Annotated in this window: 28 protein-coding genes; 14 read left to right on the forward strand and 14 right to left on the reverse strand. The window is 44.5% G+C overall.

Annotation, left to right across the window (positions count from 1 at the left end; genetic code table 11):
• Window positions 1-86: 86 nt before the first annotated feature.
• The 6 genes from OQJ75_RS10400 to OQJ75_RS10425 form a co-directional block, all read right to left on the reverse strand.
• The gene (locus tag OQJ75_RS10400) at window positions 87-968 is read right to left on the reverse strand and encodes an L-ribulose-5-phosphate 3-epimerase (RefSeq protein WP_265973052.1); all 882 of its coding nucleotides are present in this window, start codon (window positions 966-968) and stop codon (window positions 87-89) included.
• A gap of 8 nt (window positions 969-976) precedes the next feature.
• Window positions 977-1,624: a 3-keto-L-gulonate-6-phosphate decarboxylase UlaD gene (locus tag OQJ75_RS10405; RefSeq protein WP_265973050.1), complete on the reverse strand. Its 648-nt coding sequence runs from the start codon at window positions 1,622-1,624 to the stop codon at window positions 977-979.
• Between the two features lie 4 nt (window positions 1,625-1,628).
• Window positions 1,629-2,450 (reverse strand): pyridoxal phosphatase, encoded by an 822-nt coding sequence (locus tag OQJ75_RS10410; protein ID WP_265973049.1) that lies wholly within the window; start codon window positions 2,448-2,450, stop codon window positions 1,629-1,631.
• 111 nt (window positions 2,451-2,561) lie between these two features.
• The gene (locus OQJ75_RS10415) at window positions 2,562-3,260 is read right to left on the reverse strand and encodes an L-ribulose-5-phosphate 4-epimerase (RefSeq protein ID WP_265973047.1); all 699 of its coding nucleotides are present in this window, start codon (window positions 3,258-3,260) and stop codon (window positions 2,562-2,564) included.
• Window positions 3,261-3,270: 10 nt separating this feature from the next.
• Window positions 3,271-3,738 (reverse strand): PTS sugar transporter subunit IIA, encoded by a 468-nt coding sequence (locus OQJ75_RS10420; protein ID WP_017092749.1) that lies wholly within the window; start codon window positions 3,736-3,738, stop codon window positions 3,271-3,273.
• A 66-nt stretch (window positions 3,739-3,804) separates the two neighbouring features.
• Complete coding sequence (locus tag OQJ75_RS10425; RefSeq protein WP_265973043.1) at window positions 3,805-5,643, reverse strand: PTS ascorbate-specific subunit IIBC; 1,839 nt, start codon at window positions 5,641-5,643, stop codon at window positions 3,805-3,807.
• A gap of 339 nt (window positions 5,644-5,982) precedes the next feature.
• On the opposite strand from OQJ75_RS10425, the gene ulaR reads away from it, so the two are divergent.
• The 4 genes from ulaR to OQJ75_RS10445 all read left to right on the forward strand — a co-directional run bounded on the left by ulaR (window position 5,983) and on the right by OQJ75_RS10445 (window position 8,903).
• Window positions 5,983-6,738 (forward strand): HTH-type transcriptional regulator UlaR, encoded by a 756-nt coding sequence (gene ulaR, locus OQJ75_RS10430; protein WP_017064005.1) that lies wholly within the window; start codon window positions 5,983-5,985, stop codon window positions 6,736-6,738.
• A gap of 120 nt (window positions 6,739-6,858) precedes the next feature.
• Window positions 6,859-7,926, forward strand: a complete 1,068-nt coding sequence (gene ulaG / locus OQJ75_RS10435; RefSeq protein WP_048609867.1) for an L-ascorbate 6-phosphate lactonase — start codon at window positions 6,859-6,861, stop codon at window positions 7,924-7,926.
• A gap of 68 nt (window positions 7,927-7,994) precedes the next feature.
• Entirely contained in the window at window positions 7,995-8,237 is a 243-nt protein-coding gene (locus OQJ75_RS10440) for a hypothetical protein (RefSeq protein ID WP_017064006.1), read from the forward strand.
• 204 nt (window positions 8,238-8,441) lie between these two features.
• Complete coding sequence (locus OQJ75_RS10445) at window positions 8,442-8,903, forward strand: hypothetical protein (RefSeq protein WP_265973037.1); 462 nt, start codon at window positions 8,442-8,444, stop codon at window positions 8,901-8,903.
• A 43-nt stretch (window positions 8,904-8,946) separates the two neighbouring features.
• Here OQJ75_RS10445 and OQJ75_RS10450 read toward each other — a convergent pair whose 3' ends face one another.
• From OQJ75_RS10450 to OQJ75_RS10465, 4 genes are all read right to left on the reverse strand, one after another.
• Window positions 8,947-11,178: a hypothetical protein gene (locus OQJ75_RS10450; RefSeq protein ID WP_265973036.1), complete on the reverse strand. Its 2,232-nt coding sequence runs from the start codon at window positions 11,176-11,178 to the stop codon at window positions 8,947-8,949.
• Between the two features lie 441 nt (window positions 11,179-11,619).
• Window positions 11,620-11,958: a Fis family transcriptional regulator gene (locus OQJ75_RS10455; RefSeq protein WP_265973035.1), complete on the reverse strand. Its 339-nt coding sequence runs from the start codon at window positions 11,956-11,958 to the stop codon at window positions 11,620-11,622.
• Between the two features lie 198 nt (window positions 11,959-12,156).
• Window positions 12,157-13,131: a Gfo/Idh/MocA family protein gene (locus OQJ75_RS10460; RefSeq protein WP_265973033.1), complete on the reverse strand. Its 975-nt coding sequence runs from the start codon at window positions 13,129-13,131 to the stop codon at window positions 12,157-12,159.
• A 3-nt stretch (window positions 13,132-13,134) separates the two neighbouring features.
• Window positions 13,135-13,458, reverse strand: a complete 324-nt coding sequence (locus OQJ75_RS10465) for a putative quinol monooxygenase (RefSeq protein ID WP_265973031.1) — start codon at window positions 13,456-13,458, stop codon at window positions 13,135-13,137.
• Window positions 13,459-13,564: 106 nt separating this feature from the next.
• Between OQJ75_RS10465 and OQJ75_RS10470 the strand changes: the two genes are divergently transcribed.
• Complete coding sequence (locus tag OQJ75_RS10470) at window positions 13,565-14,422, forward strand: LysR substrate-binding domain-containing protein (RefSeq protein WP_265973029.1); 858 nt, start codon at window positions 13,565-13,567, stop codon at window positions 14,420-14,422.
• A gap of 28 nt (window positions 14,423-14,450) precedes the next feature.
• On the opposite strand, the gene OQJ75_RS10475 is transcribed toward OQJ75_RS10470, so the two are convergent.
• From OQJ75_RS10475 to OQJ75_RS10485, 3 genes are all read right to left on the reverse strand, one after another.
• The gene (locus OQJ75_RS10475) at window positions 14,451-15,644 is read right to left on the reverse strand and encodes a winged helix-turn-helix domain-containing protein (protein WP_265973028.1); all 1,194 of its coding nucleotides are present in this window, start codon (window positions 15,642-15,644) and stop codon (window positions 14,451-14,453) included.
• A gap of 34 nt (window positions 15,645-15,678) precedes the next feature.
• Window positions 15,679-16,326 carry a DsbA family oxidoreductase gene (locus tag OQJ75_RS10480; RefSeq protein WP_265973026.1) on the reverse strand — a complete coding sequence of 216 codons (648 nt, stop codon included), beginning with the start codon at window positions 16,324-16,326 and terminating at the stop codon, window positions 15,679-15,681.
• A 181-nt stretch (window positions 16,327-16,507) separates the two neighbouring features.
• A complete protein-coding gene (locus OQJ75_RS10485; RefSeq protein WP_248392066.1) occupies window positions 16,508-17,305 on the reverse strand; it encodes a Cof-type HAD-IIB family hydrolase in 798 nt (265 codons plus the stop codon).
• Window positions 17,306-17,582: 277 nt separating this feature from the next.
• Here OQJ75_RS10485 and OQJ75_RS10490 point away from each other — a divergent pair, with 277 nt between their 5' ends.
• The 5 genes from OQJ75_RS10490 (at window position 17,583) to arsB (ending at window position 21,479) form a co-directional block, all read left to right on the forward strand.
• Window positions 17,583-18,746, forward strand: coding sequence for a glycosyltransferase (locus OQJ75_RS10490; RefSeq protein WP_323054477.1), 1,164 nt, complete (start codon window positions 17,583-17,585; stop codon window positions 18,744-18,746).
• On the forward strand, window positions 18,743-19,405 hold the full coding sequence (locus tag OQJ75_RS10495) for an START domain-containing protein (protein WP_265973023.1): 663 nt from the start codon (window positions 18,743-18,745) through the stop codon (window positions 19,403-19,405). Before OQJ75_RS10490 ends, OQJ75_RS10495 begins: the two co-directional genes overlap by 4 nt.
• A 31-nt stretch (window positions 19,406-19,436) precedes the next feature.
• The gene (locus OQJ75_RS10500) at window positions 19,437-19,844 is read left to right on the forward strand and encodes a glycine zipper family protein (RefSeq protein WP_248392074.1); all 408 of its coding nucleotides are present in this window, start codon (window positions 19,437-19,439) and stop codon (window positions 19,842-19,844) included.
• Between the two features lie 130 nt (window positions 19,845-19,974).
• Window positions 19,975-20,316: an ArsR/SmtB family transcription factor gene (locus OQJ75_RS10505; protein WP_265973019.1), complete on the forward strand. Its 342-nt coding sequence runs from the start codon at window positions 19,975-19,977 to the stop codon at window positions 20,314-20,316.
• A 107-nt stretch (window positions 20,317-20,423) separates the two neighbouring features.
• Window positions 20,424-21,479: an ACR3 family arsenite efflux transporter gene (gene arsB / locus OQJ75_RS10510; protein ID WP_265973018.1), complete on the forward strand. Its 1,056-nt coding sequence runs from the start codon at window positions 20,424-20,426 to the stop codon at window positions 21,477-21,479.
• A gap of 91 nt (window positions 21,480-21,570) precedes the next feature.
• Here the strand turns inward: arsB and OQJ75_RS10515 are convergent, their stop codons facing one another.
• Window positions 21,571-22,461, reverse strand: coding sequence for a LysR family transcriptional regulator (locus tag OQJ75_RS10515; RefSeq protein WP_265973016.1), 891 nt, complete (start codon window positions 22,459-22,461; stop codon window positions 21,571-21,573).
• 130 nt (window positions 22,462-22,591) lie between these two features.
• Here OQJ75_RS10515 and OQJ75_RS10520 point away from each other — a divergent pair, with 130 nt between their 5' ends.
• The 4 genes from OQJ75_RS10520 (at window position 22,592) to OQJ75_RS10535 (ending at window position 26,993) form a co-directional block, all read left to right on the forward strand.
• Complete coding sequence (locus OQJ75_RS10520; protein ID WP_265973014.1) at window positions 22,592-23,023, forward strand: PACE efflux transporter; 432 nt, start codon at window positions 22,592-22,594, stop codon at window positions 23,021-23,023.
• Window positions 23,024-23,471: 448 nt separating this feature from the next.
• Entirely contained in the window at window positions 23,472-24,326 is an 855-nt protein-coding gene (locus OQJ75_RS10525; RefSeq protein ID WP_019827050.1) for an MIP/aquaporin family protein, read from the forward strand.
• Window positions 24,327-24,385: 59 nt separating this feature from the next.
• Window positions 24,386-25,909 carry a glycerol kinase GlpK gene (gene glpK / locus OQJ75_RS10530; RefSeq protein WP_171331211.1) on the forward strand — a complete coding sequence of 508 codons (1,524 nt, stop codon included), beginning with the start codon at window positions 24,386-24,388 and terminating at the stop codon, window positions 25,907-25,909.
• 292 nt (window positions 25,910-26,201) lie between these two features.
• A complete protein-coding gene (locus OQJ75_RS10535) occupies window positions 26,202-26,993 on the forward strand; it encodes a DeoR/GlpR family transcriptional regulator (RefSeq protein WP_265973009.1) in 792 nt (263 codons plus the stop codon).
• Window positions 26,994-27,000 lie beyond the last annotated feature (7 nt).

Here is a 27,000-nt window from a genome sequence, read left to right on the forward strand (position 1 = left end):
ATATTGGGGGGAATATGCTGCATTTTCTCTTTTCGTTAGGAGCATGGAGAACGCAAAGAGAAACTCGTTAAGCATTCTAAGTAGAGCTAGTGGTCAAACAACATCGGAACACCCGTTTGAACACACACTTCATTCAAGCGTTTTTGTGCCGTGAGAATATTCTCTTTCCAGCGTTCATCTTGAGCCCACATCTCGATCACGAGTGGCACAACGCACTCAGTCTCTTTCAACGTTTCAAAAATGGCATTGAAGTCAACTTCACCATCACCAATCACTAAGTCTCGGAATTGCCCTTTGTACTCGTCAGTCACTTTATAAGTGTCTTTGAGGTGGATCTGAGTGATATGAGGCTTACTCAGTTTGAGCTCAGTCACTATGTCGTAATTCCAACCAGATATATTGCCCACATCCGGATACGCCGTGAAATACGGTGAATTAACTTCGCGACTCAGCACTTCGAACTTACTCAAAGAGTTCAGGTAATCGGTGTCCATGATTTCCACAGCAAGCATTACACCCGCTCTTTCAGCCAACTGCGCCGAAAGCTTCATTCCTTCAATGAACCTCTGGTGAGTGACTTTATCAGCAGGCTCATAGTAGACGTCATAGCCAGCCAGTTGGATGGTGCGAATACCCAATTTGTAAGCCAAAGAGATCGCCTTCTCCATATGGATAACCGCTTGTTCACGAATCGCCGGATCTGCGGAACCAAATGGGAACTTACGATGCGCGCTTAAACACATGGATTGCAGTGGTACACCATGCTTTTCACACAGACAACGTAGGGCATACACTTCCTCGTCATTCCAATCCAAGCGGCTGCGGCGCTCGTCTGATTCATCTACCGATATCTCAAGAAAATCAAAGCCGAGTTCTTTGGTTGTTGCCAGCTTATCTTCCCAGCTGAGTTCGTTAGGTAGGGCCTTTTCATAAAGCCCTACACGGTGGCGTAACAAGTTTTGATACATAACGCCTCCTAGTTCCAGTAGCGATTGATCTGAGCTTTTAGTGCTTCTGCTGTTTCTTTACCTTTGTCACCCGCAAGTGCGCGACCTGCGATAAAGGTTTTCGCTTTAATGCCTTCAAATAGGTATAGGTCTTCAGGCACGATGCCACCTGTGATAGAAAGCTCGATGCCCATTTCAGACAATGCACGCATCTTCACAAGATCTTCTTCTGTCCAACCCACACCGGCCAATTCAGCGTCACGAGAACGGTGGTAAATCGCTTGTGAAACACCTAAGTCGACCCAAGATTGAGCGTCATCCATTGTCCAATTTCCGTAAATTTCGATTTGGATTTCACCGTTAAATTCGTCAGCGACTTTCTTACATGCACCAATGGTTGCGATGTGTGCAGCCGCAGACACCGTTATCCAATCAGCACCGGCTTCGAATGCCATGCGAGCCAAAATCGCGCCACCATCTGTTGTTTTCATGTCGCACACAAGAATATGGTCTGGGTGATTTTTACGAAGCGTAGAAACCGCCGTCATCCCTTCTGCAAACGCCAAAATAGTGCCCACTTCGATCACATCAACGAAGCTTTCAACGTTGTTTGCCACTTCAATGGCAGCAGGAAGGTTTGTTTGGTCTAGGGCGATCTGAATCATTGGTTTAGTCATGTTGTTATCCTTTAATTTCTTCACGTATTAGACGGGCTAAGCCATCATGGTTGTTATCTGTTGAGCACACGCATTGAACGTGTGATTTGACGATGTCATCAGCATTGAGCATCGCTACGCCTAATCCGGCGTACTTGAGCATGGATATGTCGTTGTGGTTATCACCGACAGCTATGACGTCGGCGGCTTGATAACCTAGGTCTGCGATGTATTCAGCAAGGCGTAGGCCCTTACTGTTACCTTTCGCAGCAAAATCAATTCGGTTTGACCAAGAACGTTCACCGTTGAAGTTCTCTTCTATCCATGGGTGTTGCATCAAACGGTCGACTGAGTCTTGGCTGCCTTCCACCACAAACTTCCAAACGTGTTCAGCTTGCTGAGCCGCTTCAGTGAATGATTCCACTTGGTATATTTGAGGTCTGTGTTGCTCCGGTGCGGTTTCCGCCCAGCTTTCCAATGCCAGCATGTAAGCAAATGGGTTGTACTGTGAGTACGTCATCGCATGTGTGATGTACATGACCATTTTGAGTTGAAACTCGTCAGCCATATCGATGAAGGTAAGCGCCTTATCTTTCTCTATGGCGTTTTGAGCCAGTACCGTTTCAGTCTGATAGTCATAAACATAAGTGCCGTTACAGCAGATGATTGGCGTATCTAACCCCAATTCGTAGTAGTAAGGTCGCGCAGCTGTGTGGTGTCGACCTGTAACAATCACGACATGACAACTTTTTTTGGCTTCTTGAATTGCCTTTTTTACCTCTGGATGAATCGTGTGATCATCCTTTAACACGGTTCCATCGAGATCTAACGCCAGCACTTTATACATAGAGTCCTCTCACTTATTCCCTGAAATCAGGCCTAATCAATATTGAAACTACTTAGAATCGAAACTCTTAAAACGGCAGACTTAAACGGCTTACTTTAACGAAAAGCCGATTTACTGTTGGCCGTAATAAGCATTTTCACCATGCTTACGCAGGTAGTGTTTGTCGGAAAGCTCTGGCTGAATTTTGATGCCGCTGTTCAAGGTGCGCGTAGCCAACGCCATTGCAGACACCTCCTCTAGCACCACCGCGTTATGAACGGCGTCGTTAGCATCTTTACCCCAAGAAAATGGCGCATGTCCTGCGACAATCACACTTGGAACTGCCATAGGATCAATTCGGCGTTGTTGGAACTCTTCAATGATCACTAGGCCGGTATTTTTCTCGTACTCTTCAGAGATTTCAGAGTGAGATAAACGACGCGTACATGGAATATCACCGTAGAAGTAGTCTGCGTGAGTGGTTCCCAAGGCTGGAATATCAATACCGGCTTGTGCCCAAATTGTGGCACTGCGTGAATGCGTGTGAACAATGCCACTGACCTCAGGGAAAGCTTTGTAAAGCTCTAAATGAGTTGCGGTATCACTTGAAGGGTTAAGTTTCCCTTCAACAATGTTGCCTTCTAGATCGACGACTACCATATCTTCAGCTGTCATATCGCAGTATTCGACACCTGATGGCTTAATCGCTATCACGCCATTAGTACGGTCAAACTCAGAGACATTGCCCCAAGTGAATGTCACCAAACCATACTTCGGAAGCTGCAAATTGGCTTCTAAGACGCGTTGTTTCAGTTGGCTATATTTAGACATAGTTGTCTCCTTAAGCTGCTTCCGCTTGCAGTAACGCAGCATCAATTAAACGCGCCACTTCTTCTGGGCTTTTGCATGCGCGAAGTTTTGAGAAGTCTTCATCGAATTCAATTAAGTTCGCCACTTGCATGGTACCTTCGATGTGTTCTTCTGAATCTTTCCCCGCTAGCGTGATCAGTACATCAACAGGCTCATCAACACCTTCAAAAGTAATCGGGGTTTCCAGCACGGTTAACGCAAACCCGGTACGAATCACACCGTCTTCAGGGCGGCAATGCGGCAGTGCAAACGCATCGTGAATACAGATATAAGGGCCTTCTTCACCAATCGCTTTGGTAATCGCGTCGTAGTAACGCTCTTCAGCAACACCGGCTTTAACTAATGCGTCAGTACCTAGCTTGATCGCCGCTTTCCAGTCAGTTGCTTTTGCGTTCAGTAGGATAGAGTTATTCTTGATAAGAGATTCTTTTAAGTTCATGTTATTGCTCACTTATATAATTATTTTTATTGGCTCAGCAGTGCGATACCACTGAGCCGTTTATCATTATTTGTGGAAGTTGTTCTCGATGATGGAAACAAGCTCGTCGCCGAAAGTTTTCACCATAATCATGTTCTTAACCGCTAACTGTTGCTTACCTTCTGGCAACCCCGTGATCTTCGCTGCAAGAGCAACCGAAGTAACGATGATGTCGAATGAACCAAGGTGCGATTTGTAATCGGTGATAGCGCTGTTAAAGGTCGAGCTTGGGATGCCTTTCTTGTCCAAGTACTCTTTGATTTTCTTAGAGCACATCATTGAAGAACCTTGCCCTGAACCACAGCACACTAAGACACGAACCGGTTTCTGGTCAGCTGCTGGTGAGACGTGAGTTTCTGAGGTTGTAGAAGCTGACGTTGTAGAAGCAGATGGAGCTTGAGCTGTTGCTGTCGATTGTTGTGGTACCGCGACTTCAACCTCAATGCCCTCAGGTGTTACTGCGGTCATTGTTTCAGCGGCAGCTTCTGCGTCTTCTTCAGCTCGTAGTTGCTTAGAAGCGAAGAACATGTAGACACCAGCCAGAGCCAAAATCACAAAGAAGAACATACTAGAGCTAGAGATACCTTGCATGATTGGCGGGAATACCAGAGCCCAGTCTGCCATACCCATCCAGCCGTTAAACTCAGTACCAGATTGAGCAAAGATATGAATTGCCCAAGCCGAACCAACCACTTCGATTATGCCCATCACGAAACAGATCTTCATCACCGCTTTCCAACCACCAAAGTGGTTAGCAAACACGCCGATAGTTGCGTTCGAAAAGAACATTGGAATAAAGCCAGGAATAATCATGATTGGTGCGTCAAACGCTAGCATTGCAAGAACAGCGGTGAATTGACCCACTGCGCCCCACATGAAACCAAATACCATTGCGTTCGGAGAGTAGGCGTAAATAGCCGCACAATCGATTGCTAAAACAGCGTTAGGAATAAGGCGTTGAGAAATACCGTTAAATGCCTCGGACAGTTCCGCAACGAACATACGAACACCAGTAACGATGACTTGAATGGCAACAGCGAATTTCAAACCAGTTTCAAAAATGTAGATGAACCAGTGCGTTTTACCTGCCATGTCTTGAAGGTTATCAAGACCAAATGAAAGAAGGATGATGCCGAAGAACGCAGTCATTACAAGTGTGGTCGCTGCAATGCTGTCGTGGAAAATGTGTAGCCATTTAGGCAGTTTGATGTGGTCAACACTGTCATTCTTGTCGCCAAGTTTCGGTGCAACTTTGGTCGCAACCCATGACGCAAACTGTTGCTGGTGACCAATTGAGAAACCCGCACCGCCAGTCACTTCTTGAGTCGGCTTGAACATGATGTTTGAGGAGATACCCCAGTACAACGCCATCAATATTGCTGAATAAATAATGGTTTCCCACATACCTGCACCAAGCACGAAGTAGAAAACAGCGATGAGGCCAGCTTGCTGGAACATAATATGCCCAGTCAGCATGATGGTTCTGATACCCGTAATACGTCGGAAGGCAACAAGTAGAATATTTAGCCCAAGAGCCAGTAATACTGCATACCCAACCCAAGAGTAATTGTCGCCCATGGTTTCCATGGTGGACATCATGGAGGTGTACGGGTCAATTACCGATCCCGTTAATCCATGTATTTCACTCATTTTTTCAATAACCGGTTTAAAACCCGCTACCAATGTTCCAGCACCTACCTGCACTATCATGAAACCAACGATGGTTTTAATAGAGCCGGAGATAACAGTTGTTGCGTCACGTTTTAGAAGGATGTAGCCGAGACAAGTAACAAGACCGAGTAGCAACGGTGCTTTGGTCATTACCTGACTGTAAAAAATATAGAAAATATCGTATAAGAATTCCATATCTTTACCCCTGATTGATTTTTAATTTTAATGATTTGTAGGATGTGATGATTCTAGTTTTGCTCACGAACTAGACTTTACCAATCAAAAGTAATCATTCAATGCTCACTTGTGATTACTTTGATTTATATCAATTAACCACACCCAGAATGTGCCTAATTGAGCTTCAGATCACACGCAAAAACAACAAATGCAATAAAATCAATTGCTTATAAAACATTGTGATTAGAGTCTGGTTTTTATAGCGATGTGGTTTGACAATCATGATGGTGATTATTAGAATCAAAACAAATCAAAAGTAATCATTAAATTGTCACAACGACAAAAAGAGTGATAAATATGAATGAAGTACAAAGACATAACGGCATCTTGTCGCTGTTAGAAGATATGCAGACAATCAACGTCTCTCATATTATTGATAAATTTAGCGTTTCTCCTGCTACTGCTAGACGCGATATCGCTAAGTTAGATGAAGTTGGCCGACTTAGAAAAATTCGAAATGGTGCGGAACGAGTAGAAACTCAGAAAAGAAAGTGGTCACCACTGAATATCAACAGCACTGAGTTCTATGAAGAGAAATCTGAGATTGCTCAAGCAGCTGCAGGGCTATGTCAGGCTGGCGATACAGTCGTGATCAACTGTGGTTCGACGGCTTTTCTACTCGGTCAGCAATTATGTGGCGATGACGTTCAAATCGTAACGAACTACTTTCCACTCGCAAGCTACTTGATCAACGAAGATCATGACGATGTCATCATCATTGGTGGTCAATACAACAAAGCGCAGAACATCTTTCTAAACCCTGCCCCTAATTCATTAGGCGGCTATGCGGGAAACTGGATGTTCACCTCAGGTAAAGGCTTAACGGATGCCGGGTTGTACAAGGCCGACATGTTAACGGCCGTAGCCGAACAACAAATGCTCGAACAGGTCGATAAGCTTGTCGTCGTGGTCGACAGTTCAAAAGTTGGACAACGTACCGGAATGCTCTTTTGCAGCACCAAGCAGATAGACATAGTCATCACCGGTAAAGATGCCAATCCCGAAGTCGTAAAACTGATTGAAGCTCAAGGGACGCAAGTCATCCTAGTTTAAATCGCAGGGCTAACTAGCCCACCAATAATAATAAATTTAGCTCAGTGCCTTAATCCAAATGAAGGCGCTCGGCTCCCTACATCCAAAATTAATCAAATTATTGAAATAAAAGGTATTATCATGAGCAATGTAAACGAAATCACTCGCGAGTCTTGGATCCTAAATACATTCCCTGAGTGGGGCACATGGTTAAATGAAGAGATAGAACAAACTGTTGTTCAACCAGGTACGTTTTCTATGTGGTGGCTTGGCTGTACAGGTATTTGGCTAAAATCAGAAGAGGGTGCAAACCTATCAATGGACTTCTGGTGTGGTACTGGTAAAAAAACACAAGCTGTTCAAAAAATGAAAAACCAGCACCAAATGATGCGTATGGGCGGTGTAGAAGCACTTCAACCAAACCTACGTACTGCAATCTTCCCATTGGACCCTTTCGCTATTAAAGAAATCGATGCAGTTATGGCATCTCACGATCACGGCGACCATATTGACATCAACGTTGCAGCAGCGGTTCTTCAAAACTGTGGTGAGCACGTTAAATTCATCGGTCCTAAAGCATGTGTTGATCTTTGGATGAAATGGGGTGTACCAGAAGATCGTTGTGTTATCGCGAAAGTTGGCGACGAAATTAAGATCAAAGACGTCAACATTAAGGTTCTTGATGCATTCGACCGTACTGCTCTAGTGACACTTCCTGAAGGAACATCTTCCCTAGACAAAGAAATTCTAGACGGAATGGACGACCGTGCAGTGAACTACCTAGTAGAAACAACAGGCGGTTCAGTTTACCACTCGGGTGATTCTCACTACTCAAACTACTACGCTAAACACGGTAATGACCACAAGATCGACGTTGCACTGCTTTCTTACGGTGAGAACCCACGTGGCGTAACAGACAAAATGACATCTTCAGACATTCTTCGTGCTGCTGAGTCTTTGAATTGTGAAGTCGTGGTTCCGTTCCACCACGACATTTGGGCTAACTTCCAAAATGACCCGCGTGAAATCGAAATGCTGTGGAACATGAAGAAAGAACGTCTTCAATACGGCTTCGCACCTTTCTTCTGGCAAGTTGGTGGTAAATACACATACCCAACAGACAAAGGCCGCATGCACTACCAGCACTTCCGTGGTTTTGCTGACATCTTCACAAATGATCCAGAACTGCCATACCGCGCATTCTTGTAAACATTAAGAAAAGCACTAACTAGGGAGCAATACGCTCCCTTTTTTTATCATCGAATAAGGATATTGATATGGTATTACGTGAGTTCAAAAAACATTTCAGTCGTGGCGATCTGAAAGCAGCAATTGGTGTCGTGTCCCCTGGAGCTAATGGTTATTACTTAATGGTCAAAAGCCATAAGTGGGGAGTAAACAGCTTTCTTGAATCCGACAGAAAAATGCAACCCAGGGTATTCAAGACTCAGCAAGCTTTGCTGAACGCCGCTAAAGCGATCGGTTTTTCCTACCACTCGATTGATATCCAACATTTATAATCAAGATGGTCAGATATTGAGTTGATTCGGTTATCGGTATCGCTTCGTAAAATAACCAAACATTCAGAACCTGAATGCCACAACTCCAAAACCATCTATTTATCTACTCGATAAAAATAATTCTTACAATTAAGCGTTTATATTCATTAATAATATTGGCAGCGGACGGCATAATAGCCGCGAATCCTTTTAACGAGTTTGGTTATGTTTTTCAAGCGCCTTTTAGCATTGGTTTTACCCGTTACTTTTGCATTTGCCGCGCACGCCGAAACGTTTGGTGAGCGAATGGAACGCATCGAACAAGAAAATGTACTTGCGAAAACCATGACAGAAACCCAGGTCAAATTGATACAAAAAGTCGTTCAAACCAACCACTGCGCGAAAGTGGCATTAACCCACCATCATCGAATATTGGGGCAGTATAAAGTTGAGACGTCTTCTTCGGAGTTATTCGTAAAATGGCGTCAACTCGGTAAGCGGTTAGACGCTCAATACGAGACAGATTACCCCGGCTACCCTAAGCACGCTTTTCAGGAGTACCTTGCGGCTTCAAGTAAAGTTGATGGCTACCTTTTTGCTCTAATCGACAATGGTTTGAACGAGCAATCGTGGATCGCCAAAGAGTTTAAGCAGTGTAAAAAGAATAAGCTGATATCCCGCACCTAAGATCTAGTCTACTCTGCTTCGAGAGTACTCACTCGCATTGGTTCTAATAAAGTAAGAACAGCCCTTCATAACCGCCAATTTCGATTTCACTCACATACTGACCAACGTTACCGTTAGCATCAACAGGTTTCATTGGAACATCCAGCGCGATGGTGAGTTTTGCCGCGTCATAAAAGCTCGGATTCTTACCGTGGAAATCCGTGCGATACAACACACGACCATTGCTGAACTCTCTCGCTAACACCATGTCCTCAGGACCACCAGCAACCACCTGATTTTCAGATTGATACATAAAGTAAGTGAACGTCGGTAGAACGTGAGTCATGCCATTGGGCAGATCAGCATGCACCATTTCGTTCATTGAGGAATCGCCAACGATGGTGTAGTCCGCGGGTTGAGGTGTCGTTGTTGATAGCATCAAAGGAATCGGTTCAAAGCCTTGTGGGATACGATGACTCGGCTCTCCCAAATCAACGGCCAATAAAGAACTGGGTTGGTAGGCGATGTTTTTAGGGACACCACTTTGCCAGAAAGTGTCAGCAGTCGTATTGCCACTTCCATAGACGTAACCATTGTTCCACTGATTAAAGTAGCTATGTTGAGCATGTCGATTGAGGTGGTAGATCGCTAGGGTCGAGTATTGGTCTTGCTTCCAATTCTCTTCACTATTTCCAAGAGACTGAACTCGCCCATAACGCGTTGTCGCCTGAAAAATAACACTTTGTCCGTTGTAGGCGAGCGCAGAATTATCCCAGAATTTAGAGATCCCCGAGTAACCACTAAACCCAGTAGACGGAAAAATGTAGTGCTCGCGTAAATACAGAGATCCCGCCTCGCGAAGATGAGACTGTCCATTTCGACCCAGTAAGTTCGCGGTCCCGATATTCAACCCAATCGACGCATCACTTTCTAAAGCAGATAGATTTTTCAGAAACGCTGAAAATTGTTGTTTATAGAGATCATCCGCTTGATTCGAACCCGCAACTGCTCCTAACTCTTGAACATGCCCGCCAGAATGAACATAGAACTGGTTCGAACCAATGAGTTTATTTGTGTCGTCGTTATACGCACCATTCAAACCTTGGCTTGCCCAGCTTTGCTTGTAGTAGCGATGAATAGCAGATAGATAATCCGCGTTTGCGACGTTCGTTAGCGACCAAGATGAGTTAGCGCTCCACATTCGACCAAATGGCACCACTCTTGATTCCCAACGAAAACGCGCTGTCGCGTTCTTATTGGTTCGATTTCTATACTCACTTGGCGACAAGTAATTATCGCCATCTAAGTCTGCAGACACATCAAAGCCGCGGACTTTTCGCCATTGGCTTATAGCATTGCCGTCCGGCGTTGTAATCGGAGCGTCGGTTAACTTGACGGTTGGAAAACTGTTTTTCAGTTTTACTTCTTTTAAACGCGGCCTGTCGTCGGCGTTCTCACTTTGCCAACGAACTCTCACAACGTATAAGCGCCCACCATCTCTCAAAAAGGTTGAACCAAAATACTGGCCGCCACCGTAACTCGCACCGCTCCCATCATGAGTTGTGGCTCTTACCCAATCATTAGGAAGGTTCCAGATCACCGATTGGTTTTTGGTCATGCTGAGCGTTTTGTCTTTCTTTACATCGAGCCTTTGCCACTGTGAAACCCTTCCCTGAGAATCAATAGCCGTTGGGTATTCAATCCAAAATTCACCGCTGCCAGCAAACTGTGAGAACTTAAAGGTCAGCCGTTCGAACTGCTCAGCATGATAGACATACAAAGCCCCACCCTGTTCGAAATTCTCAAACACATCGGCATCCCACGGAGGCTCTTGATACAGCCAAAAGCCAGCATGGTCTTCACTGGCTGTATAGCCCAAGATCATAGGTTTTCGGTTTAAAAGAGTCTTTTCGCCGTGAGTTTTATCAACTTCGGCAATGACAGTATCTTCAGAAAAGTGCAGGAAATAATCTTCGAAGTTGAGGCCTTCTAACTCAGCTTGGTTACGGAGATCGTTCTCCAACCAACCCGAGTTCATCGCCATGACTTGGTTGTACATATAACCAATTGTCGTGGCCCGCTCATTGTCGGCTTTGTCGGCATAAGCTCCGAAGACAATATCACTGTTGGTAATTTCCCAATCAATGACAGCATTCGCAGATAGTGGGGAGCCCGAAAGATCAACACCCGCTTCATGTTGCCCTGGCAGCACAACCGCTGTGCCAACAGCAAAAGCGTAGCCAGCGATTAAACATGACGGTATCAGTGCGAGCAGCCCAGAAATGTAGGTTTTCATGATTCAAATTTCCTAATCGATACTGTCATGCCTTAAATCACAAGACGAAAAGTCAGCCAACTTACGTGTCAATTTAGGAATCAAAATACGAAAAAAGTATCGACTACATGGCAGCATTGTTCAAGTACTCGTCTGTCTTGTTTCATCGGTGGCAAGTAAAACGAGCAAATGCCGATTCAAAATCAATGCATTAAGGAAAAGATAAATTTTTGTGATTTTAATTTTATTTGGAAACCAAGTATCTCCGGCTAACGAGAAATCAGCTCAGATTTTCTCAAAATGAGAATAACGCAGTTTGGAAGACGGAAGGTTATCAGAGCCTAGAACTCAGAATAGGAATTGGATTTGCTGCATCGAATCTCAGTTTGAGCACCACAATATTGAAACTCAATTTGGATAGGTTAGGGTCTGTGATCTAAACAAGAACGATGGTAACGCGCCTTAAAGCCTCTTGTTCCACTTCCCTTGATGGTCGCGGTCGCAATTTTCTTGCGTATCGTAGCTAACATGCCTATCGATATTCTTCAGTTGAATTCCAACTTGATTGAACGCCTTTTGGATAGTAACAGAGACCTCCTGCTGACCTCCTCCCTCTAAGAAGTTAGCTCTATCTTGATTGGTGTCGAATACGCAGACAATTTTCAAACTTTGCGGAAAAGAGGAGAAGTTGACCGAGTGAGTCACCCACAAAAAACCATCGAAGCCTTTCAGCGTGTCTTCACAAACGTCAGTTAACACGTCTCTGATTTGATTCTCGATTTTCTTATCTGATTTACGCATGCGGTAAAGTTCCTATTTAACACCTTAAAAAATAAGGTTTTTCGGTCAGTTTTGTACTACCTGATATTGGACACTGTGGCGGTTTCAAATGCAAAGTATTTGTGGGGAGAGTCGACTAGAAGATATAGAGGAAACGTCTCATGTTTGATAGCTTACGAGGCAATCAAACATGAGGCGAATATAGAATTTACGAAGACACTAGCTCGCCGCTTGTTCCCAATCAGTCAGTAACTTCATGATTACGCGAGAGTCTTGGTGGGTTGCCATTGGTGCAGCAAGTTGTGTCTTACCTTGCTCAACCGCTTGGCGGATATTACGCACTTGATAATGGAAGCCATCGCCTTGCGCTTCGACTTTCACTTCACGTGTCGACATCTCGTAGAGCTCTACCGTAAACGTGTTTTCTGTAGTCGGTAACCATGGATTAGTATCTAGCGTAATGCAGCCTTTACTACCTAGGATCGTAAAGCCGTGCTTTAAGCCGTGATCTTCAGCTGTGTGGATTTGCGCAGTAAAACGGTCGTTGAAACGCATCATCGCCGACGATTCACAGATGTTGCCATCTTGGCCTCGTCGGCCGATTGCAGAGATCTGCACATCATCGAACATACTCTCACCAAACTGTTGTTGCGCGACAGAGTGAATCAGAGACATTGGATAACAACCCAGATTATACAATGCGCCTTTGCTCGCAGGGTTCACGAACTGATCTATCGCAGCAACGTATGAACCTTGAAGAGAGCGCACTTCACCAATTTCTCCGGTTGCTAACTCTTGATGAAGCTTGGCGATCAGTGGGTGGTTTAAATACATCAAACCTTCAGCAAAGAATACGCCCGCTTCTTTCACGGTTTGTAAAGCTTGCTCGGTTTTTTCCATATCTACCGACAGAGACTTCTCACACAAGATCGCTTTGCCTTTTTGAGCTGCTTTAATCACATACTCATGATGGACATGGTTTGGCAGAGCAATGTAGATAATGTCGACCGACTCATCTTCAATCAAGGCTTCATAGCTGTTGAAAGTTCGTGTTGGTTGGTATTGGGCAGCAAACTCGTTAAGTGTTTTTTCAGTACGACCAGCAACGCCATACAGCTCGCTTTGAGCATCGCCTTTAATCGCATCCGCCATTACACCTGAGATAAAGCTGGTTCCTAGGATTCCCCATTTCATATCTTAGATCTCCTGCTCTTGTGTTTTGATAGGTTCACGTTGCGTTTCGAATGCTTGCACTAATTCCGTAATATCACGCTCGATAAACGCTTGGGTATGAGGCATCACAAAGTGCTGATTGATCGCCTCGCGGTTTGCGTATTGCTCAAGCAAGATCACACGATCGCTTTGGTTTTGATCATAAGTTGCTATTGCTTGTAGGCAGCCCGGCTCGCTTTGCATGTCTAAGCAAAACTGTTCGATGGCTTCAACCGCAGCCTCACGTTCAATGTTGGTTTTAATCTTAAGTTCGGCAGTAACAAAGATGGTTTCGTTTGTTTGAGGCATTTCACGCTCTTATTTTAGTTAATTATCGGTTTGTCATTAATATAATTAACCCCTAAGAATTGATAAACTCACCTTTTGTTTATTATTTATCAACCAAGAGTGTTCAATGGATAAGTTAACCAGCATGAAAGTCTTCGTTTACGTAGTGGAGCAAGGCAGCTTTCGCAGTGCAGCCAACCACTTCAACCTGTCGGCGACCATGATCAGTAAACATGTCCATCACCTCGAATCGAGCCTCAACTCTCAGCTGATTCATCGCACCACACGTAAGCAGTCTTTAACCGATTCAGGTCAGCTTTATTATCGAGAATGTAAACGAATTCTTGAAGACATCAGCAACGCTGAAAACCTGATTCAAACCTTAGAAAACCAACCTCAAGGCACGGTAAAAATAAACTGCCCGGTCACCTATGGAAACAAGGTACTCGCTCCAATCGTAGCTAAGTTTCTCGCGCATCACCCAACGATTAATGTCGAACTGATGTTGAATAATGACCTTGTTGATCCTTACTCATCCGACATCGATTTGATTGTGCGCATAGGTGACTTGTCTGATTCAAGCTTGGTCGCAAGGTATTTGGGGGATTATGAAATGTGTTATTGCGCGGCTCCTGAGTACCTGAACCAACATGCTGAGATCAGCGTGTTGGAAGATCTCGCGCAGCATCCATCGCTTGGGTTCAGTTACAGCAGCCAAGTTCCTCACGCCACACCGAATAAAGAACGCGTGCGCTTGATGTCGAATAATGGGGATGTGTTGCGATATGCCGCCCTGCAAGGCGTAGGCGTTTTGTTGCAACCGACTATCTTAGTCGCAGAAGAGATTAAACGTGGAATGCTATTGGAAATCCTACCCGGCATGGCACCTTTGCCTAAGCCGATTCATTTACTCTACAAAACCAAGCAACTGTCATTGAAGAACCGAACCTTTGTCGAGTTTTTATTAGCCTCTCTTTCCGAGTAACTGAGCGCTTTCTAAACAACAAAGACCGCTAGACTGTATGCCAATGGCTCATTAAGCGTTTGCCAAGATCAGACGGCGTGGTGTTATGGACGACCATCTCATCACATTGGTTGAACACCATGAAGTGTTTTAGCTCATCGCATAAGGCGTGAACTAATGATTCATGGTTTTTGATTCGCTCTTCCAAAACCAAGTTACGAATATTGAGTAAGCGACTCTTCCTGTCGACCTTACAATCCATTCGTGCCACCAGCTCTCCTTGCCACAAAATCGGCAAACTGAAATAACCAAACTGGCGCTTGGCTTCAGGAACATAACACTCAAGAAGGTAATCAAAGTTGAACAATGATTGCATTCGCTTACGTTGAATCAGCAGGTTATCAAACGGAGACAGTATCTTAAGCTTGGTTCTAGAAAGAGGTTGATTCAATAGTTCGAAAGCATCTGGCAACACATAATAATCCGAGCCTTGAACACTCACTTTCATCACTCGTTTATCTTCAAGCATCTGCTGGAGTGTCTTCTGTATCAATGGTTTGGTGTTCTTGAGGAGATAACTCATCTCCGACGCAACTCCCACACCGTTCGCTTCTAAATAACGAATAATCAGATGCTCGATATACTCTTGTTCCGTTGGCTCAGAGGTATCAATGCCGCTCGGCAACACTCGCTCGGTTAGTTCATACACCTTATGAAAGTTCACTCGGCTCGGCACCATTAAATCACCTTGCATAAACAAGGTCTCTAGCGCCTGTTTGGCCGGTTTACCGCCCCATCCGCCGGGATTTGGTCTATCCCCTTCAAAGTCTTTCGCCATCAATGGCCCTTCGCTCTCAATACGTTTGAGAACATGAGCCATGAGGGCATCGTCTTTTTTATACCAATGCTTGAGCTTGCCGCTCGCAAACCCATTCTTTCGATGTAGGCTGAAACGGTAGTCTCGCATGGGTAAATACGCGGCGGCGTGCGACCAATACTCAAACACCTCTCGACGCTCTAACAGCTTATCCAGATGATTCAGTTGGTAGTCTTGATTTCGATTCCACAGCGTATGATGATGAGCTCGCTGGATCACAGAGATGGTATCAATTTGCACATAGCCAAGGTTTTCAATCGCAGACAGCGTGTTTGCCAAAGTGACTCTATTGCGTTGCTTTTTAGGTGGCAATTTTTGCGAAAGCAGTACAATTTTTTGCGCTTGAGCGAGTGACAATGATTCCATGTAATTCAGACTCTAATTGATACCAATGATCGGCTTATGATTCAGCAATAAGCTCTTGAAGGATTTGCTTGTATGTTTCTACCGTCTGCGCACCAGTGACTGCACTCTTACGGTTGAATACCACGGTAGGAACCGCAGAGATCCCCATACGTTGCCATTCAAACTCTTGCGCTTCAATTAGCTTCAAGTTATCGATGTTCTTTAGGCGTTTCAGTGCCTTGGTTGAGTCTAAGCCAACCGCTTCAAGTTCTTGCGCGATAACCTCAAGATCAGACAAATCTTTCTGCTCTGAAAAATGCACAGTAAAGAAGCGTAGCTTTAACTCAGTCTGTTTGCCATGCGCCAACGCGAAATCGAGCAGCACATGCAGGTGACGTGAATTGACCATTCTCATGCTGTCATAGAAATTGAAATCGAAACCAACCGCTTTGCCACGCGCCGCAAGCTGTTCGCGTGAACTTTGGCTCTCTTCTGCACTAGAACCGTATTTTCTCATGATATGGTCACGCAGGTTTTCACCCTCTTGTGGCATATCAGGGTTCAGTTCAAACGGCTGCCATTCAAGTTCAATTTGCTCCACTAAACCAAGTTCCGTAATGGCTTGCTCTAAGTTTTTGTAACCGACCACGCACCATGGGCACATTACGTCAGAAATAATATCGAGTTGAATTTTATTGCTCATAGTCATTCCAAATGCTCATTGATAAGGCATGTCTGCAGTAAAAGCAGGCATCCAATTTATCTTCAGACTACAACAACCTGAACAATCGTTCAAATTTAACTAAATTCAACATTAGCTAACAAAAAAGCCAACTCATATTACCGAGTTGGCTTTCATCAAAATCTAATAGAGCTTAACCGCGTTACGCTAGCAGTTTCTCAAGCACTTGGAACACACCTGCATCGACGTTACTTGGCGCGCCAAAACGTGCGATCTCTTTCAGCTTAGGGTGTGCATTTTCCATTGCGTAAGAGTGGTAGCTCTCTTTAAGCATTTCCAAGTCATTTAGGTAGTCACCAAAACTCATGGTCTGCTCGAAAGTGAAACCTAATGTGTTTTGTAGATGCTTAATCGCCGCCCCTTTCGACGCTTCAGCATTCATCACATCCAACCAAATTTTTGCACTTACCACCACTTGGTAATTGTCACCAAACTTGGCATTAATGCTTGGGTTCACTTTCTCTTGTGAGCCGTCGAAATGGCAGATAGCAACTTTGATGAAATCATCTTCTACCGCCAGTAAATCTTCTACTTGCTCACGGCGATGGTAGTACTTAGAGATCTCTTCTAAAGCACGCTCATCTTTGGTTTCGATGTATGCCGACTTCTTACCACACAGCACCACATGTGCACCTTCAATAGCACGCGCTTCTTTAATGATCTCTTTGATGGCATCTGTATCTAGCAAGCAGCTGTAAAGTTCTTGGCCTTTGTGCATCACTAATGTGCCGTTTTCAGCAACAAACATCATGCGATCTTTTAACGGAGAAAATGTCTCCATCAGGCTGTAATACTGACGACCTGATGCCGCAGCAAAAATAATGTCTTGAGCTTCTAAGCGCTCATAAAGATTGAAAAATTCCGGGTCTAATTTTCCGTGTTCATTAAGCAGAGTGCCGTCCATATCAGCAGCGATAAATTTGATGTTCTGTTGTGGCATTTCAGGGCTTACCTATAAGTAAAAATTAAAGTGTAAATTATGATTTTTCGTTATCTTGTGTAACGGTTCTGCGTTCGATTATATCGCTAGAGTAGCCAATGAATGCAATGCTTATTTCTGAGCTCTAATAAATCGCTTCAAATGTGGTTCAAACGCAAATTGAGCTAACCGACATGTCGCTTTGAATGATTGAGTCCTACATACCTGAGATGAACAAAACCCCTCAAGGCTATACGCTCCTTAGATCTCTATCACTCTGTTTTTGACCACTGTAATCATGATTCTAGCTATCACTTCGACCTTGTTTTGCATCGTTACCATCAAGTTTTTAATCACACTTGCCAATTTAGCGCGCCATCGCGTTCACATTACGCCTAAAATTTCGTTGAACCGAACCAAATGGCCAACCGTGTCCATTATTATCCCTGCGAGAAATGAAGAAGATAATATTGAGACCAGCCTCAGTTCGCTAATGAAGCAAAACTACCCAAGAGACAGGTTTGAAATCATCGTGGTTGATGATTTTTCTACTGATTCGACAAGAACTATTGTTGATAGGCTAATCGACGCGTCGAGTATTAACGTTCGTTGTATATCAGGAAGAAAGTTACCGCCCAATTGGCTAGGGAAAAGCAACGCCTGCATGGTGGGCTCACTGCAAGCAACCGGTGAGTATTTGTATTTTATCGATGCTGATACCAAGTCTGAACCCTTGATGCTACAGAGCGTTATCCATTTCGCCTCAAGACACAAAACGGATTTGCTGTCGTTCAACCCTAGACAAGCATTCACATCAACCGTTGAGAAAATCACCCTACCCGGCATATTTCTTTCAATCGCGTCTTATATGAACTTCAAGAACGCAAACGACAAGTCAAAAGCAGACGCTATTGCTAACGGCCAAGCCATGCTTTTTACACGAAAGTCATACGATGCGGTAGGTGGACATACTGCGGTAGCCAGCGAGATATCCGAAGACATCGCTTTTGCAAAACTAATGAAGATGTGCGGACTAAAAACGTTTTGGGCTTTTGCGGACGATCTCATGAGTACTCATATGTATTCCGACTTTGGTTCGATTTGGGCGGGCTTCTCCAAAAACATGAATCTTATTGTAAATTGCCAATCAAGATTCGGAGTACTTTGCGCATTCATAAAAACAAATGTCATTGCATGGGCAGTCCCGGTGATGTTGCTTGTATCAACTCAGCATTTCATCGGCGACCCGTCATCATTCAACACCTATTCCTTAGCGATCAATGCTCTGATGTTGCTCGCTTCCGTTGTCACTTATCTTATTTTGGTTAAAGAGCTCTTTATACCAGCTCGTTATGCGCTAACCGTACCTTTGGGGATTTCGTTGCAAAGCTTGTTGATTCTCAACAGTTACCGCTTATCAAAGAACAATAAAATCACTTGGAAAGGGCGAGCACTGTCATGATCAATAAGATTCTAACTTTCATAATCATAGTGACGTCCTTTTCAGCTTTAGCATCGGACGCAAATGAGTGGAAGCTTGTACGTGATAAGAAAGGCATCGAAGTCTACAATCGAAAAATTGAAGGTAACGACTTTAAAGAATTTCGTGCAGAAGCTGATATCAAAGCCAATCTTACTTCAATCATCGCTTTGTTTACTGATACTTCAGTAGGCACTCAATGGGTAGAGAACATTGATGAAATGGAAGAGATAGAACACTTTAGCGAAGTACACACGGTTACTAAAACCTATACAAAAGCGCCTTGGCCCGTCTCGGATCGCGAAGCCATTGTCGAAAACTTTATCGAGCAAGATCCAAACACATTAACCGTGATGATTACCCAACACGGCAGACCCAATTATCTACCAAATGACAACAAACGCATCGTAAGAGTGGCTCATTTAGAGTCGCGATGGATTCTCACACCACTGGACAACAATACCACTCATATTTCTTATCAAGTGTTGAGTGACCCAGGAGGATCGATTCCATCTTGGTTAATTAATATGGTTGCGGTATCTCAACCTTACAAGACGCTTCTTGGTCTGTCTGAGATGTTGGATTCTGAGGAGTACACCGATCGTCGCCTTGATTTCATCGAGAACTACACGTCACTTTAACAATACAATGAATATTTTAGAGGTCTATATTGTGAAATTTCCATTCTCTCCTATCGCAGCAATATTACTTGTAGCATCAAGTTCAGTATTTGCGAATCAAATCATTGTCGATACTAAAGGTGTTGATGAAACACAGTATCACGCCGATCTGTATGAATGTGAGCAATACGCTCAACAAGTTAAGCCTGAAGAGGTCGATTCTTTTGGCAGCGATATTGTCGGTTCAACCGCTAAGGGCGCAGCGCTGGGCGCGGTTGGTGGAGCCGTCTCTGGCGGGAGTGGCCATGATGGTGCAAAAATTGGCGCTGGCATCGGTATTATCAGCGGCGCTTTAAAGCACGGCGCTCAAAAAAGACAATCCGCCGAGCTATCTGAGCAGCAGAAGTTTCAAGTGAATCGTAACTGTATGATCAGCAGAGGCTATACCGTTCTTAACTAGCGGATAACCAACCATAGTTGCTGAATCGTCACCTTAAAGTTCGTTCAAATAGACAGCGGACATTGACCCTTACATAAAATGGGCTTACTATTAATCGTCTTTTAACGATTATGGAAAGCGAAACATCAATATGAACGAAACTTGCTCGACAACTGGTGGCTGTGCTCTACCAATCGGACATGGTGATGCCGAAGCTGAAACGCAAATGGCGGCTCTAGCAAAAGCACTCGCGCATCCAGCGAGAATTCGCATACTTAGTATTTTATCCGCTTTAGAAAAGTCTGGTGGCTGTTTGAACAGTGATCTGGTTAGCGAATTAGGTTTGGCGCAATCAACAGTATCAGAGCACCTAAGAATCTTGAAAACCTCAGGTTTCATCACTGCTGAATCGATACCACCGAAGATGTGCTACCGCATTAATCGAGATAATATTCAGCAATTTGAGACGCTGATCGACACCATTTTAAAATAGATTTATCGCGCTTAGTTTGTCGAATACAGAATGAACTAAGCGTATTTTTTTTTGCTTTTAAATATCGCATTTCGACGATTGACGATATCAACCAAAGAGAAAATATCATGAAACCAAAATTAGGTTTTCTAGATCGCTATTTAACGCTGTGGATCTTTATCGCTATGGGCCTTGGCGTTTTGCTTGGCACCCAATTCCCACAGATCGAACAGTGGAACGAATCAATGTCTGTTGGTACCACCAATGTTCCTTTAGCTATTGGTTTGATATTGATGATGTATCCACCTTTGGCGAAGGTTAACTACAACCTATTAGGCACCGTGGTCAAAGATAAGAAAGCCATCAAGCTATCTTTAATCATGAACTGGCTAGTTGGCCCAATTCTAATGTTCGTGCTGGCACTGACGTTCTTAGGTGACCACCCTGGTTACATGGTGGGTGTCATTCTGATTGGTCTTGCTCGCTGCGTGGCGATGGTTCTGGTTTGGAACGATATTGGCGGCGGTAACAAAGAGTACGGCGCAGCATTGGTTGCATTGAATAGCGCATTCCAAGTCGTGAGCTACAGCTTTATGGCGTGGTTATTCATCAGCGTTCTACCACCGGTATTCGGTTACGAAGGCATGATGGTTGATATCTCGATGATCGATATTGCACACAGTGTACTTATCTACCTAGGTATCCCATTCCTAGCGGGCTTCTTAAGCCGCAAGATCCTAGTGTCGATGAAAGGCGAGCAGTGGTACAACGATGTGTTTATTCCGCGTATCTCTCCAATCACACTGATTGCATTATTAGCAACTATCGTTCTGATGTTCAGCCTAAAAGGCGAGATGATTGTAGAACTGCCAATGGACGTATTGTTGATTGCGGTTCCACTAACTATCTACTTCACAGCGATGTTCTTCATCAGCTTCTTCATTGGTAAGAAGATGGGTATTGAATACGAGAAGAACGCATCAATTGCATTCACAGCGACAGGTAACAACTTCGAGCTAGCGATTGCCGTTGCTATCTCAGTATTCGGTATCAATTCAGACCAAGCGTTTGCCGGTGTTATCGGTCCACTGATTGAAGTACCTGTGTTGATTTACCTAGTGAACGTGGCGCTTAAGATGAAAGACAAGTACTACAACGGTCAGACGGTTAAACCTAGCGCCTAGCATCTAGCATCTAGCATCTAGAGTTACAGCTAACAAAAAGCAGCATCACATCAAACAGAAAGGCTCACACGCTAAGCGGTGAGCCTTTTCTTTACTCAGTTTCGTCTAGTAAGCCTTTCAATGCTTGTTCAAGCCAAAGCAAGGCTGGACCTTTTGAGCGTGTTTTAGACAGAACAAGATCAACGGGCGGCGACCATGTTTTGTGATCGAATGAGACATTAATCTCCACTAAACGCTGCTTATTCAGCTCCTCTTCGACAAGGTGCTTGGGTAAGTATGCCCAGCCAATATCACTGCCGAGTACCATCTCTTTGATAACAATAAAGCTGTTTGACCACCACACTTTACCGGCAATCATCGGAAACTGATCCATCACCTTACCTTTGTCTCCCCTCAACATTAACTGACGATGTGGGAGTAAATCAGGGAGTTTCGCGACACCTGTTTTTGCGAGGGAATGACTCGGATGACACACAGCAATAAATGGTAAGTGACCAATAAAGCAAGGCTCAGAGCCGACATCAAAAGCCAAGTTGGTAAACATCAATCCAATGTCGGCCCTCTCTTCGATAATTAACGGATTGACCTCTGTCGTGGTACACGCAACCAGTTCGACTTCCGTCGCAGGGAACTGTTTACTGAACTGACTAAGGATCTTAGATAGGTTCGGGACTAATAATGAATCATCTAATGCAATTTTGATGAGCCCCTCTTCACCGCTGCCCATCGCACTAACCGTCACATTCAGATCTTCAACCTGCAGCACGATCGCTTTCACCTGTTTAAATAACTGCTCGCCCGCTTTGGTTAGTGAAGGCTTTCGAGTCGAACGATCAAAAAGCTCAACATTAAAATCTATTTCAAGATTACTGATGCCTTGGCTCACCGCCGACTGCACCTTACCCAATTGACGAGCACTGGCAGAAAATGACCCTAATTCAACGGCATACACAAACATTTTCAGTTGTTCAATGTTGTACATTCGGTTTCTCCCAAAACTTACTATCACTATATGTGATGCTAACTATCTTTATATTATCACTTAATTAGATATTATCTAGCCAAGTCATTAGCCCATCGGCGGCTATTTAATCGTAAAGAGAGTTAGAAAAATGTCACATAAAGAACGCATGTTGCACATGGTGCTATTTGAATTGGTTGCTTTGGTTTTAATGGCAGGGCTTGCAACCTATGTTACAGGAAATGGCGCAGGTGAAATGGCAGGCTTAGCGCTTGCAATATCATTGATAGCGATGGCTTGGAACTACGTTTACAACTATGGCTACGACAAAATTTACGGAACAGACAGAAGCAAAAGAACCACGAAAACGCGTATCCTGCACGGATTAGGTTTTGAACTTGGCTTGATGACAGTGACTCTGCCTGTCTTGATGTGGGTTCTACAACTCGACTTCCTAACCGTACTGATCATGGACATCGGCCTAGTGATTTTCTTCGTGCTTTACGCGATTGCGTTCAACTTGGCGTATGACTCGGTTCGAGATCAATTGGTAGCAAAAGGAAAAGTGGCAGCTCTGGTTTAGAGCTGCAAGTTCGTAGCTTATCACAAGAACAAATACCCAAATTAAAACTGCCAAACTACAACATAGTTGGCAGTTTATTCACTTATGCATATAAGCTCATCTGTTAACGCCCTTGTTACATAGCAAAAACATCACACAGCCCTCCCTAATTAAGTCTAATAATCCGCCACTCACGAAGTAGCATCACAAATCCAAACATAAACTCCTCGTACCAGTTGCGCATTCATTTACATATAGGTAGTTTGAGCGGCTTCGCAACCTATCAATTCGAGCAATGACGTTCATGCGAGCATCTTTTCCGAGCAAAAGTGTTCGGATTAACATTTCAAGTGACTTTAATTAACAATTTTATGCTCAAACGCTCACTTTTGATGTTCGTTTATTTTCGAGTTCGCAAATATATGCACAATACACGTGCTAGATAAGCAAAACTAAAAAGGACTCGAACATGACAACAAACAAACACCCTTCTTTATTTGGGCAATGCTTGGCTGAATTTATCGGTACAGGATTACTCATATTCTTTGGCGTTGGCTGTGTGGCCGCTCTGGTATTAACCGGTGCGACATTCGGACAATGGGAAATCAGCATCATCTGGGGCTTTGGTGTTGCGATTGCAATTTACTGTACTGCCGGCGTTTCAGGCGCACACATCAACCCAGCCGTAACGATTGCACTGGCCATGTTCCATGGCTTCGATAAAGCGAAAGTGGTGCCTTACATCATTTCACAACTGCTTGGCGCTTTCTGCTCTGCAGCATTGGTTTACAGCCTGTACAGCAACCTATTTACTGACTACGAAATCGCACATAACTTCGTTCGTAGCAGCCAAGACGCACTATCAACTGCTGGTATCTTCTCGACTTACCCACATGCTTCACTTTCTTTCTTCGGCGCTTTTGCTGTGGAATTCGTGATTACTGCAGTGTTGATGTTTGCCATTTTAGCGTTAGGTGATGAGAACAACGGCGCATCTCGCGGTGCAATGAACCCTCTACTGATCGGTATTCTTATCGCGGTTATCGGTGGTTCTTTAGGTCCACTGACGGGCTTTGCAATGAACCCTGCTCGTGACTTCGGACCAAAACTGTTCGCTTACTTTGCAGGTTGGGATTTCGCACTAAGCGGTGCTCGTGATATTCCTTACTTCATCGTTCCAATTCTTGCTCCAATTGCTGGTGCATGTTTTGGTGGCTGGTTGTACCCACGAGTTATCGGTGCTTACCTACCCGTTGAAGGCCAAGGCTGCACAATTCCAAACCAATGTGAAACAGAACAAGAAGCTGAACAAGCTCAAGCTTAATCCCTAAGCGACCTTACATTTACTAAAATATAAATAACGAAAGAAAAAGGATTCTTACCATGACCGAGCAAAAATACATTGTTGCCCTAGACCAAGGCACCACAAGTTCTCGCGCTGTAATCCTCGATCACGATGCAAACATCGTTAGTTCTTCTCAACGAGAATTTACTCAGATTTATCCAAAAGCCGGTTGGGTTGAGCACGATCCAATGGAAATCTGGGCGACTCAAAGCTCTACATTGGTTGAAGCTCTTGCTAAAGCAGGCATCCGCAGCGATGAGCTAGCGGGTATCGGTATCACTAACCAACGTGAAACCACCATTGTTTGGAACAAAGAGACCGGCAAGCCTGTTTATAACGCAATCGTATGGCAGTGTCGCCGTACAGCAGACATCTGTGAAGACCTAAAAGCTCGTGGCCTAGAAGACTACGTACGTGACAATACAGGCTTAGTCCTTGACCCGTATTTCTCAGGTACAAAAGTAAAATGGATTCTAGACAACGTTGAAGGCGCTCGCGAAGACGCTGAAGCTGGCAAACTGTTGTTCGGTACGGTTGATACTTGGTTAGTTTGGAAAATGACTCAAGGACGTGTACACGTTACGGATTACACCAACGCGTCACGTACTATGTTATTCAACATCAATGACCTATGTTGGGACCAGAAGCTGCTTGATGAGATGGGTATTCCGTCAATCATGATGCCTGAAGTAAAACGCTCTTCTGAGGTATACGGTCAAACGAACCTTGGTGGTAAAGGCGGTACTCGTATCCCAATCGCGGGTATTGCGGGTGACCAACAAGCTGCACTTTACGGTCAAATGTGTGTAGAAGCAGGCCAAGCTAAGAACACTTACGGCACAGGTTGTTTCCTTCTAATGAACACAGGCCAAGAGAAAGTAACCTCGAAGAACGGCCTACTAACAACGCTCGCATGTGGTCCTAAAGGCGAGCCTGCATACGCACTTGAAGGTGCAGTATTCATGGGCGGCGCATCAATCCAATGGCTACGTGATGAAATGAAACTGCTGGCTGGCGCAGAAGACTCTGAGTACTTTGCAACGAAAGTGGATTCTTCAAACGGCGTTTACGTGGTTCCTGCATTCACTGGCCTAGGCGCACCATACTGGGATGCTTACGCTCGCGGTACCATTGTTGGCCTAACTCGTGGTGTTAACTCTAACCACATCATCCGTGCAACACTGGAAGGCATTGCTTACCAAACGCGTGACGTACTAGACGCGATGCAAGCGGATTCTGGCATCAAGCTAGCAAACCTACGTGTTGATGGCGGCGCAGTTGCGAACAACTTCTTAATGCAATTCCAATCAGACGTGCTGGATACTGAAGTTCACCGCCCTGAAGTAACGGAAGTAACCGCTCTGGGTGCCGCTTACCTTGCTGGCCTAGCGGTTGGTTTCTGGGACAGTATTGATGAGCTTCAAGACAAAGCCGTTCTTGACCGCACATTCATGCCGCACCACGACGAAGAGAAGCGTAACCGCCGTTACAAAGGTTGGAAACGTGCTATCAAGTGTGCACAGGTTTGGTCTGAGCTACACGATGACGATGACAACGAGTAATACTAAGTACTCAGCTAATCGTTAATCATTAGCCGCTGATCTAGGAACTCGAGTAATCTAATCGACTAGATTGTTCGAACCTCAGCAAACGAAACTAAAAAGAGCACTATTTTGTGCTCTTTTTTGCGTTTCAGGCTCAAATTCCGCGTTTTGCGCAGCGTTTTTGCGGTTTAGACATGATTCCTTACCATCATTACTTCTCTCTTTTCATCAATTCGAGCACAATAGCGTGAGTTTATATTTTCGATTTTGACGCGCTAGAGCCCTTTGCGCGCAGGGAGTGGTAAGTTAAGTGAAGCAGATACCAAGACACCAGCAGATTGTAGATCTGGTAAAAACACAAGGATATGTGAGTACCGAAGAGCTCGTTGAAAAGTTCGATGTCAGCCCACAAACCATCAGACGAGACCTCAATGAACTTGCCGATAGCAACAAAATTCGTCGCTATCATGGTGGTGCAACCATTCCTTTAAGCTCGGAAAACACCTCGTATAACACGCGTAAAGCGCTTAACTTCAACGAAAAAGACGTGATCGCTGACGAACTGGTTAAGCACATCCCAGATGGTGCTACCCTATTCGTTGATATCGGTACCACGCCAGAATCGGTGGCACGCGCACTCAATAAAAATCACAAACAGTTAAGAGTTGTCACCAACAACATTAACGTTGCCAGCATCCTTCTGCCGAATCCTGAGATAAAGGTTATCTTGGCGGGCGGCGAAGTGCGCAACCGCGATGGCGGTATTGTTGGTGAAGCGACACTCGATTTCGTGAAGCAGTTCCGCCTTGATTTCGGTATCTTGGGCATCAGTGGCATCGACTTTGATGGCTCACTGCTCGATTTTGACTATCACGAAGTTCGAGTGAAACAAGCCATCATCGAAAACAGCCGCAGTATCTTCTTAGCTGTCGACCACACTAAGTTTGGTCGTAATGCGATGGTTAAGCTTGGTAATATCTCTCAGGCACACATGGTGTTTACTAACAAGCAGCCGCCGGAAGAGATTCTCAACATCCTTAAAGATTCAGACATTCCGTTAGAAGTCATCGATACCGCTCAGCCTTCAACACCAAGTGAATAGCCCCTAC

The organism is Vibrio sp. 14G-20 (assembly GCF_026241515.1).
Classification (GTDB): Bacteria; Pseudomonadota; Gammaproteobacteria; order Enterobacterales; family Vibrionaceae; genus Vibrio.

What these genes read in the sequence shown, in the direction of transcription:
- OQJ75_RS10400 (WP_265973052.1), bottom strand. Translation starts at nt 968, where the DNA reads ATGTATCAAAACTTGTTACGCCACCGTGTAGGGCTTTATGAAAAGGCC.
- OQJ75_RS10405 (WP_265973050.1), bottom strand. Translation starts at nt 1,624, where the DNA reads ATGACTAAACCAATGATTCAGATCGCCCTAGACCAAACAAACCTTCCT.
- OQJ75_RS10410 (WP_265973049.1), bottom strand. Translation starts at nt 2,450, where the DNA reads ATGTATAAAGTGCTGGCGTTAGATCTCGATGGAACCGTGTTAAAGGAT.
- OQJ75_RS10415 (WP_265973047.1), bottom strand. Translation starts at nt 3,260, where the DNA reads ATGTCTAAATATAGCCAACTGAAACAACGCGTCTTAGAAGCCAATTTG.
- OQJ75_RS10420 (WP_017092749.1), bottom strand. Translation starts at nt 3,738, where the DNA reads ATGAACTTAAAAGAATCTCTTATCAAGAATAACTCTATCCTACTGAAC.
- OQJ75_RS10425 (WP_265973043.1), bottom strand. Translation starts at nt 5,643, where the DNA reads ATGGAATTCTTATACGATATTTTCTATATTTTTTACAGTCAGGTAATG.
- ulaR (WP_017064005.1), top strand. Translation starts at nt 5,983, where the DNA reads ATGAATGAAGTACAAAGACATAACGGCATCTTGTCGCTGTTAGAAGAT.
- ulaG (WP_048609867.1), top strand. Translation starts at nt 6,859, where the DNA reads ATGAGCAATGTAAACGAAATCACTCGCGAGTCTTGGATCCTAAATACA.
- OQJ75_RS10440 (WP_017064006.1), top strand. Translation starts at nt 7,995, where the DNA reads ATGGTATTACGTGAGTTCAAAAAACATTTCAGTCGTGGCGATCTGAAA.
- OQJ75_RS10445 (WP_265973037.1), top strand. Translation starts at nt 8,442, where the DNA reads ATGTTTTTCAAGCGCCTTTTAGCATTGGTTTTACCCGTTACTTTTGCA.
- OQJ75_RS10450 (WP_265973036.1), bottom strand. Translation starts at nt 11,178, where the DNA reads ATGAAAACCTACATTTCTGGGCTGCTCGCACTGATACCGTCATGTTTA.
- OQJ75_RS10455 (WP_265973035.1), bottom strand. Translation starts at nt 11,958, where the DNA reads ATGCGTAAATCAGATAAGAAAATCGAGAATCAAATCAGAGACGTGTTA.
- OQJ75_RS10460 (WP_265973033.1), bottom strand. Translation starts at nt 13,131, where the DNA reads ATGAAATGGGGAATCCTAGGAACCAGCTTTATCTCAGGTGTAATGGCG.
- OQJ75_RS10465 (WP_265973031.1), bottom strand. Translation starts at nt 13,458, where the DNA reads ATGCCTCAAACAAACGAAACCATCTTTGTTACTGCCGAACTTAAGATT.
- OQJ75_RS10470 (WP_265973029.1), top strand. Translation starts at nt 13,565, where the DNA reads ATGGATAAGTTAACCAGCATGAAAGTCTTCGTTTACGTAGTGGAGCAA.
- OQJ75_RS10475 (WP_265973028.1), bottom strand. Translation starts at nt 15,644, where the DNA reads ATGGAATCATTGTCACTCGCTCAAGCGCAAAAAATTGTACTGCTTTCG.
- OQJ75_RS10480 (WP_265973026.1), bottom strand. Translation starts at nt 16,326, where the DNA reads ATGAGCAATAAAATTCAACTCGATATTATTTCTGACGTAATGTGCCCA.
- OQJ75_RS10485 (WP_248392066.1), bottom strand. Translation starts at nt 17,305, where the DNA reads ATGCCACAACAGAACATCAAATTTATCGCTGCTGATATGGACGGCACT.
- OQJ75_RS10490 (WP_323054477.1), top strand. Translation starts at nt 17,583, where the DNA reads ATGATTCTAGCTATCACTTCGACCTTGTTTTGCATCGTTACCATCAAG.
- OQJ75_RS10495 (WP_265973023.1), top strand. Translation starts at nt 18,743, where the DNA reads ATGATCAATAAGATTCTAACTTTCATAATCATAGTGACGTCCTTTTCA.
- OQJ75_RS10505 (WP_265973019.1), top strand. Translation starts at nt 19,975, where the DNA reads ATGAACGAAACTTGCTCGACAACTGGTGGCTGTGCTCTACCAATCGGA.
- arsB (WP_265973018.1), top strand. Translation starts at nt 20,424, where the DNA reads ATGAAACCAAAATTAGGTTTTCTAGATCGCTATTTAACGCTGTGGATC.
- OQJ75_RS10515 (WP_265973016.1), bottom strand. Translation starts at nt 22,461, where the DNA reads ATGTACAACATTGAACAACTGAAAATGTTTGTGTATGCCGTTGAATTA.
- OQJ75_RS10520 (WP_265973014.1), top strand. Translation starts at nt 22,592, where the DNA reads ATGTCACATAAAGAACGCATGTTGCACATGGTGCTATTTGAATTGGTT.
- OQJ75_RS10525 (WP_019827050.1), top strand. Translation starts at nt 23,472, where the DNA reads ATGACAACAAACAAACACCCTTCTTTATTTGGGCAATGCTTGGCTGAA.
- glpK (WP_171331211.1), top strand. Translation starts at nt 24,386, where the DNA reads ATGACCGAGCAAAAATACATTGTTGCCCTAGACCAAGGCACCACAAGT.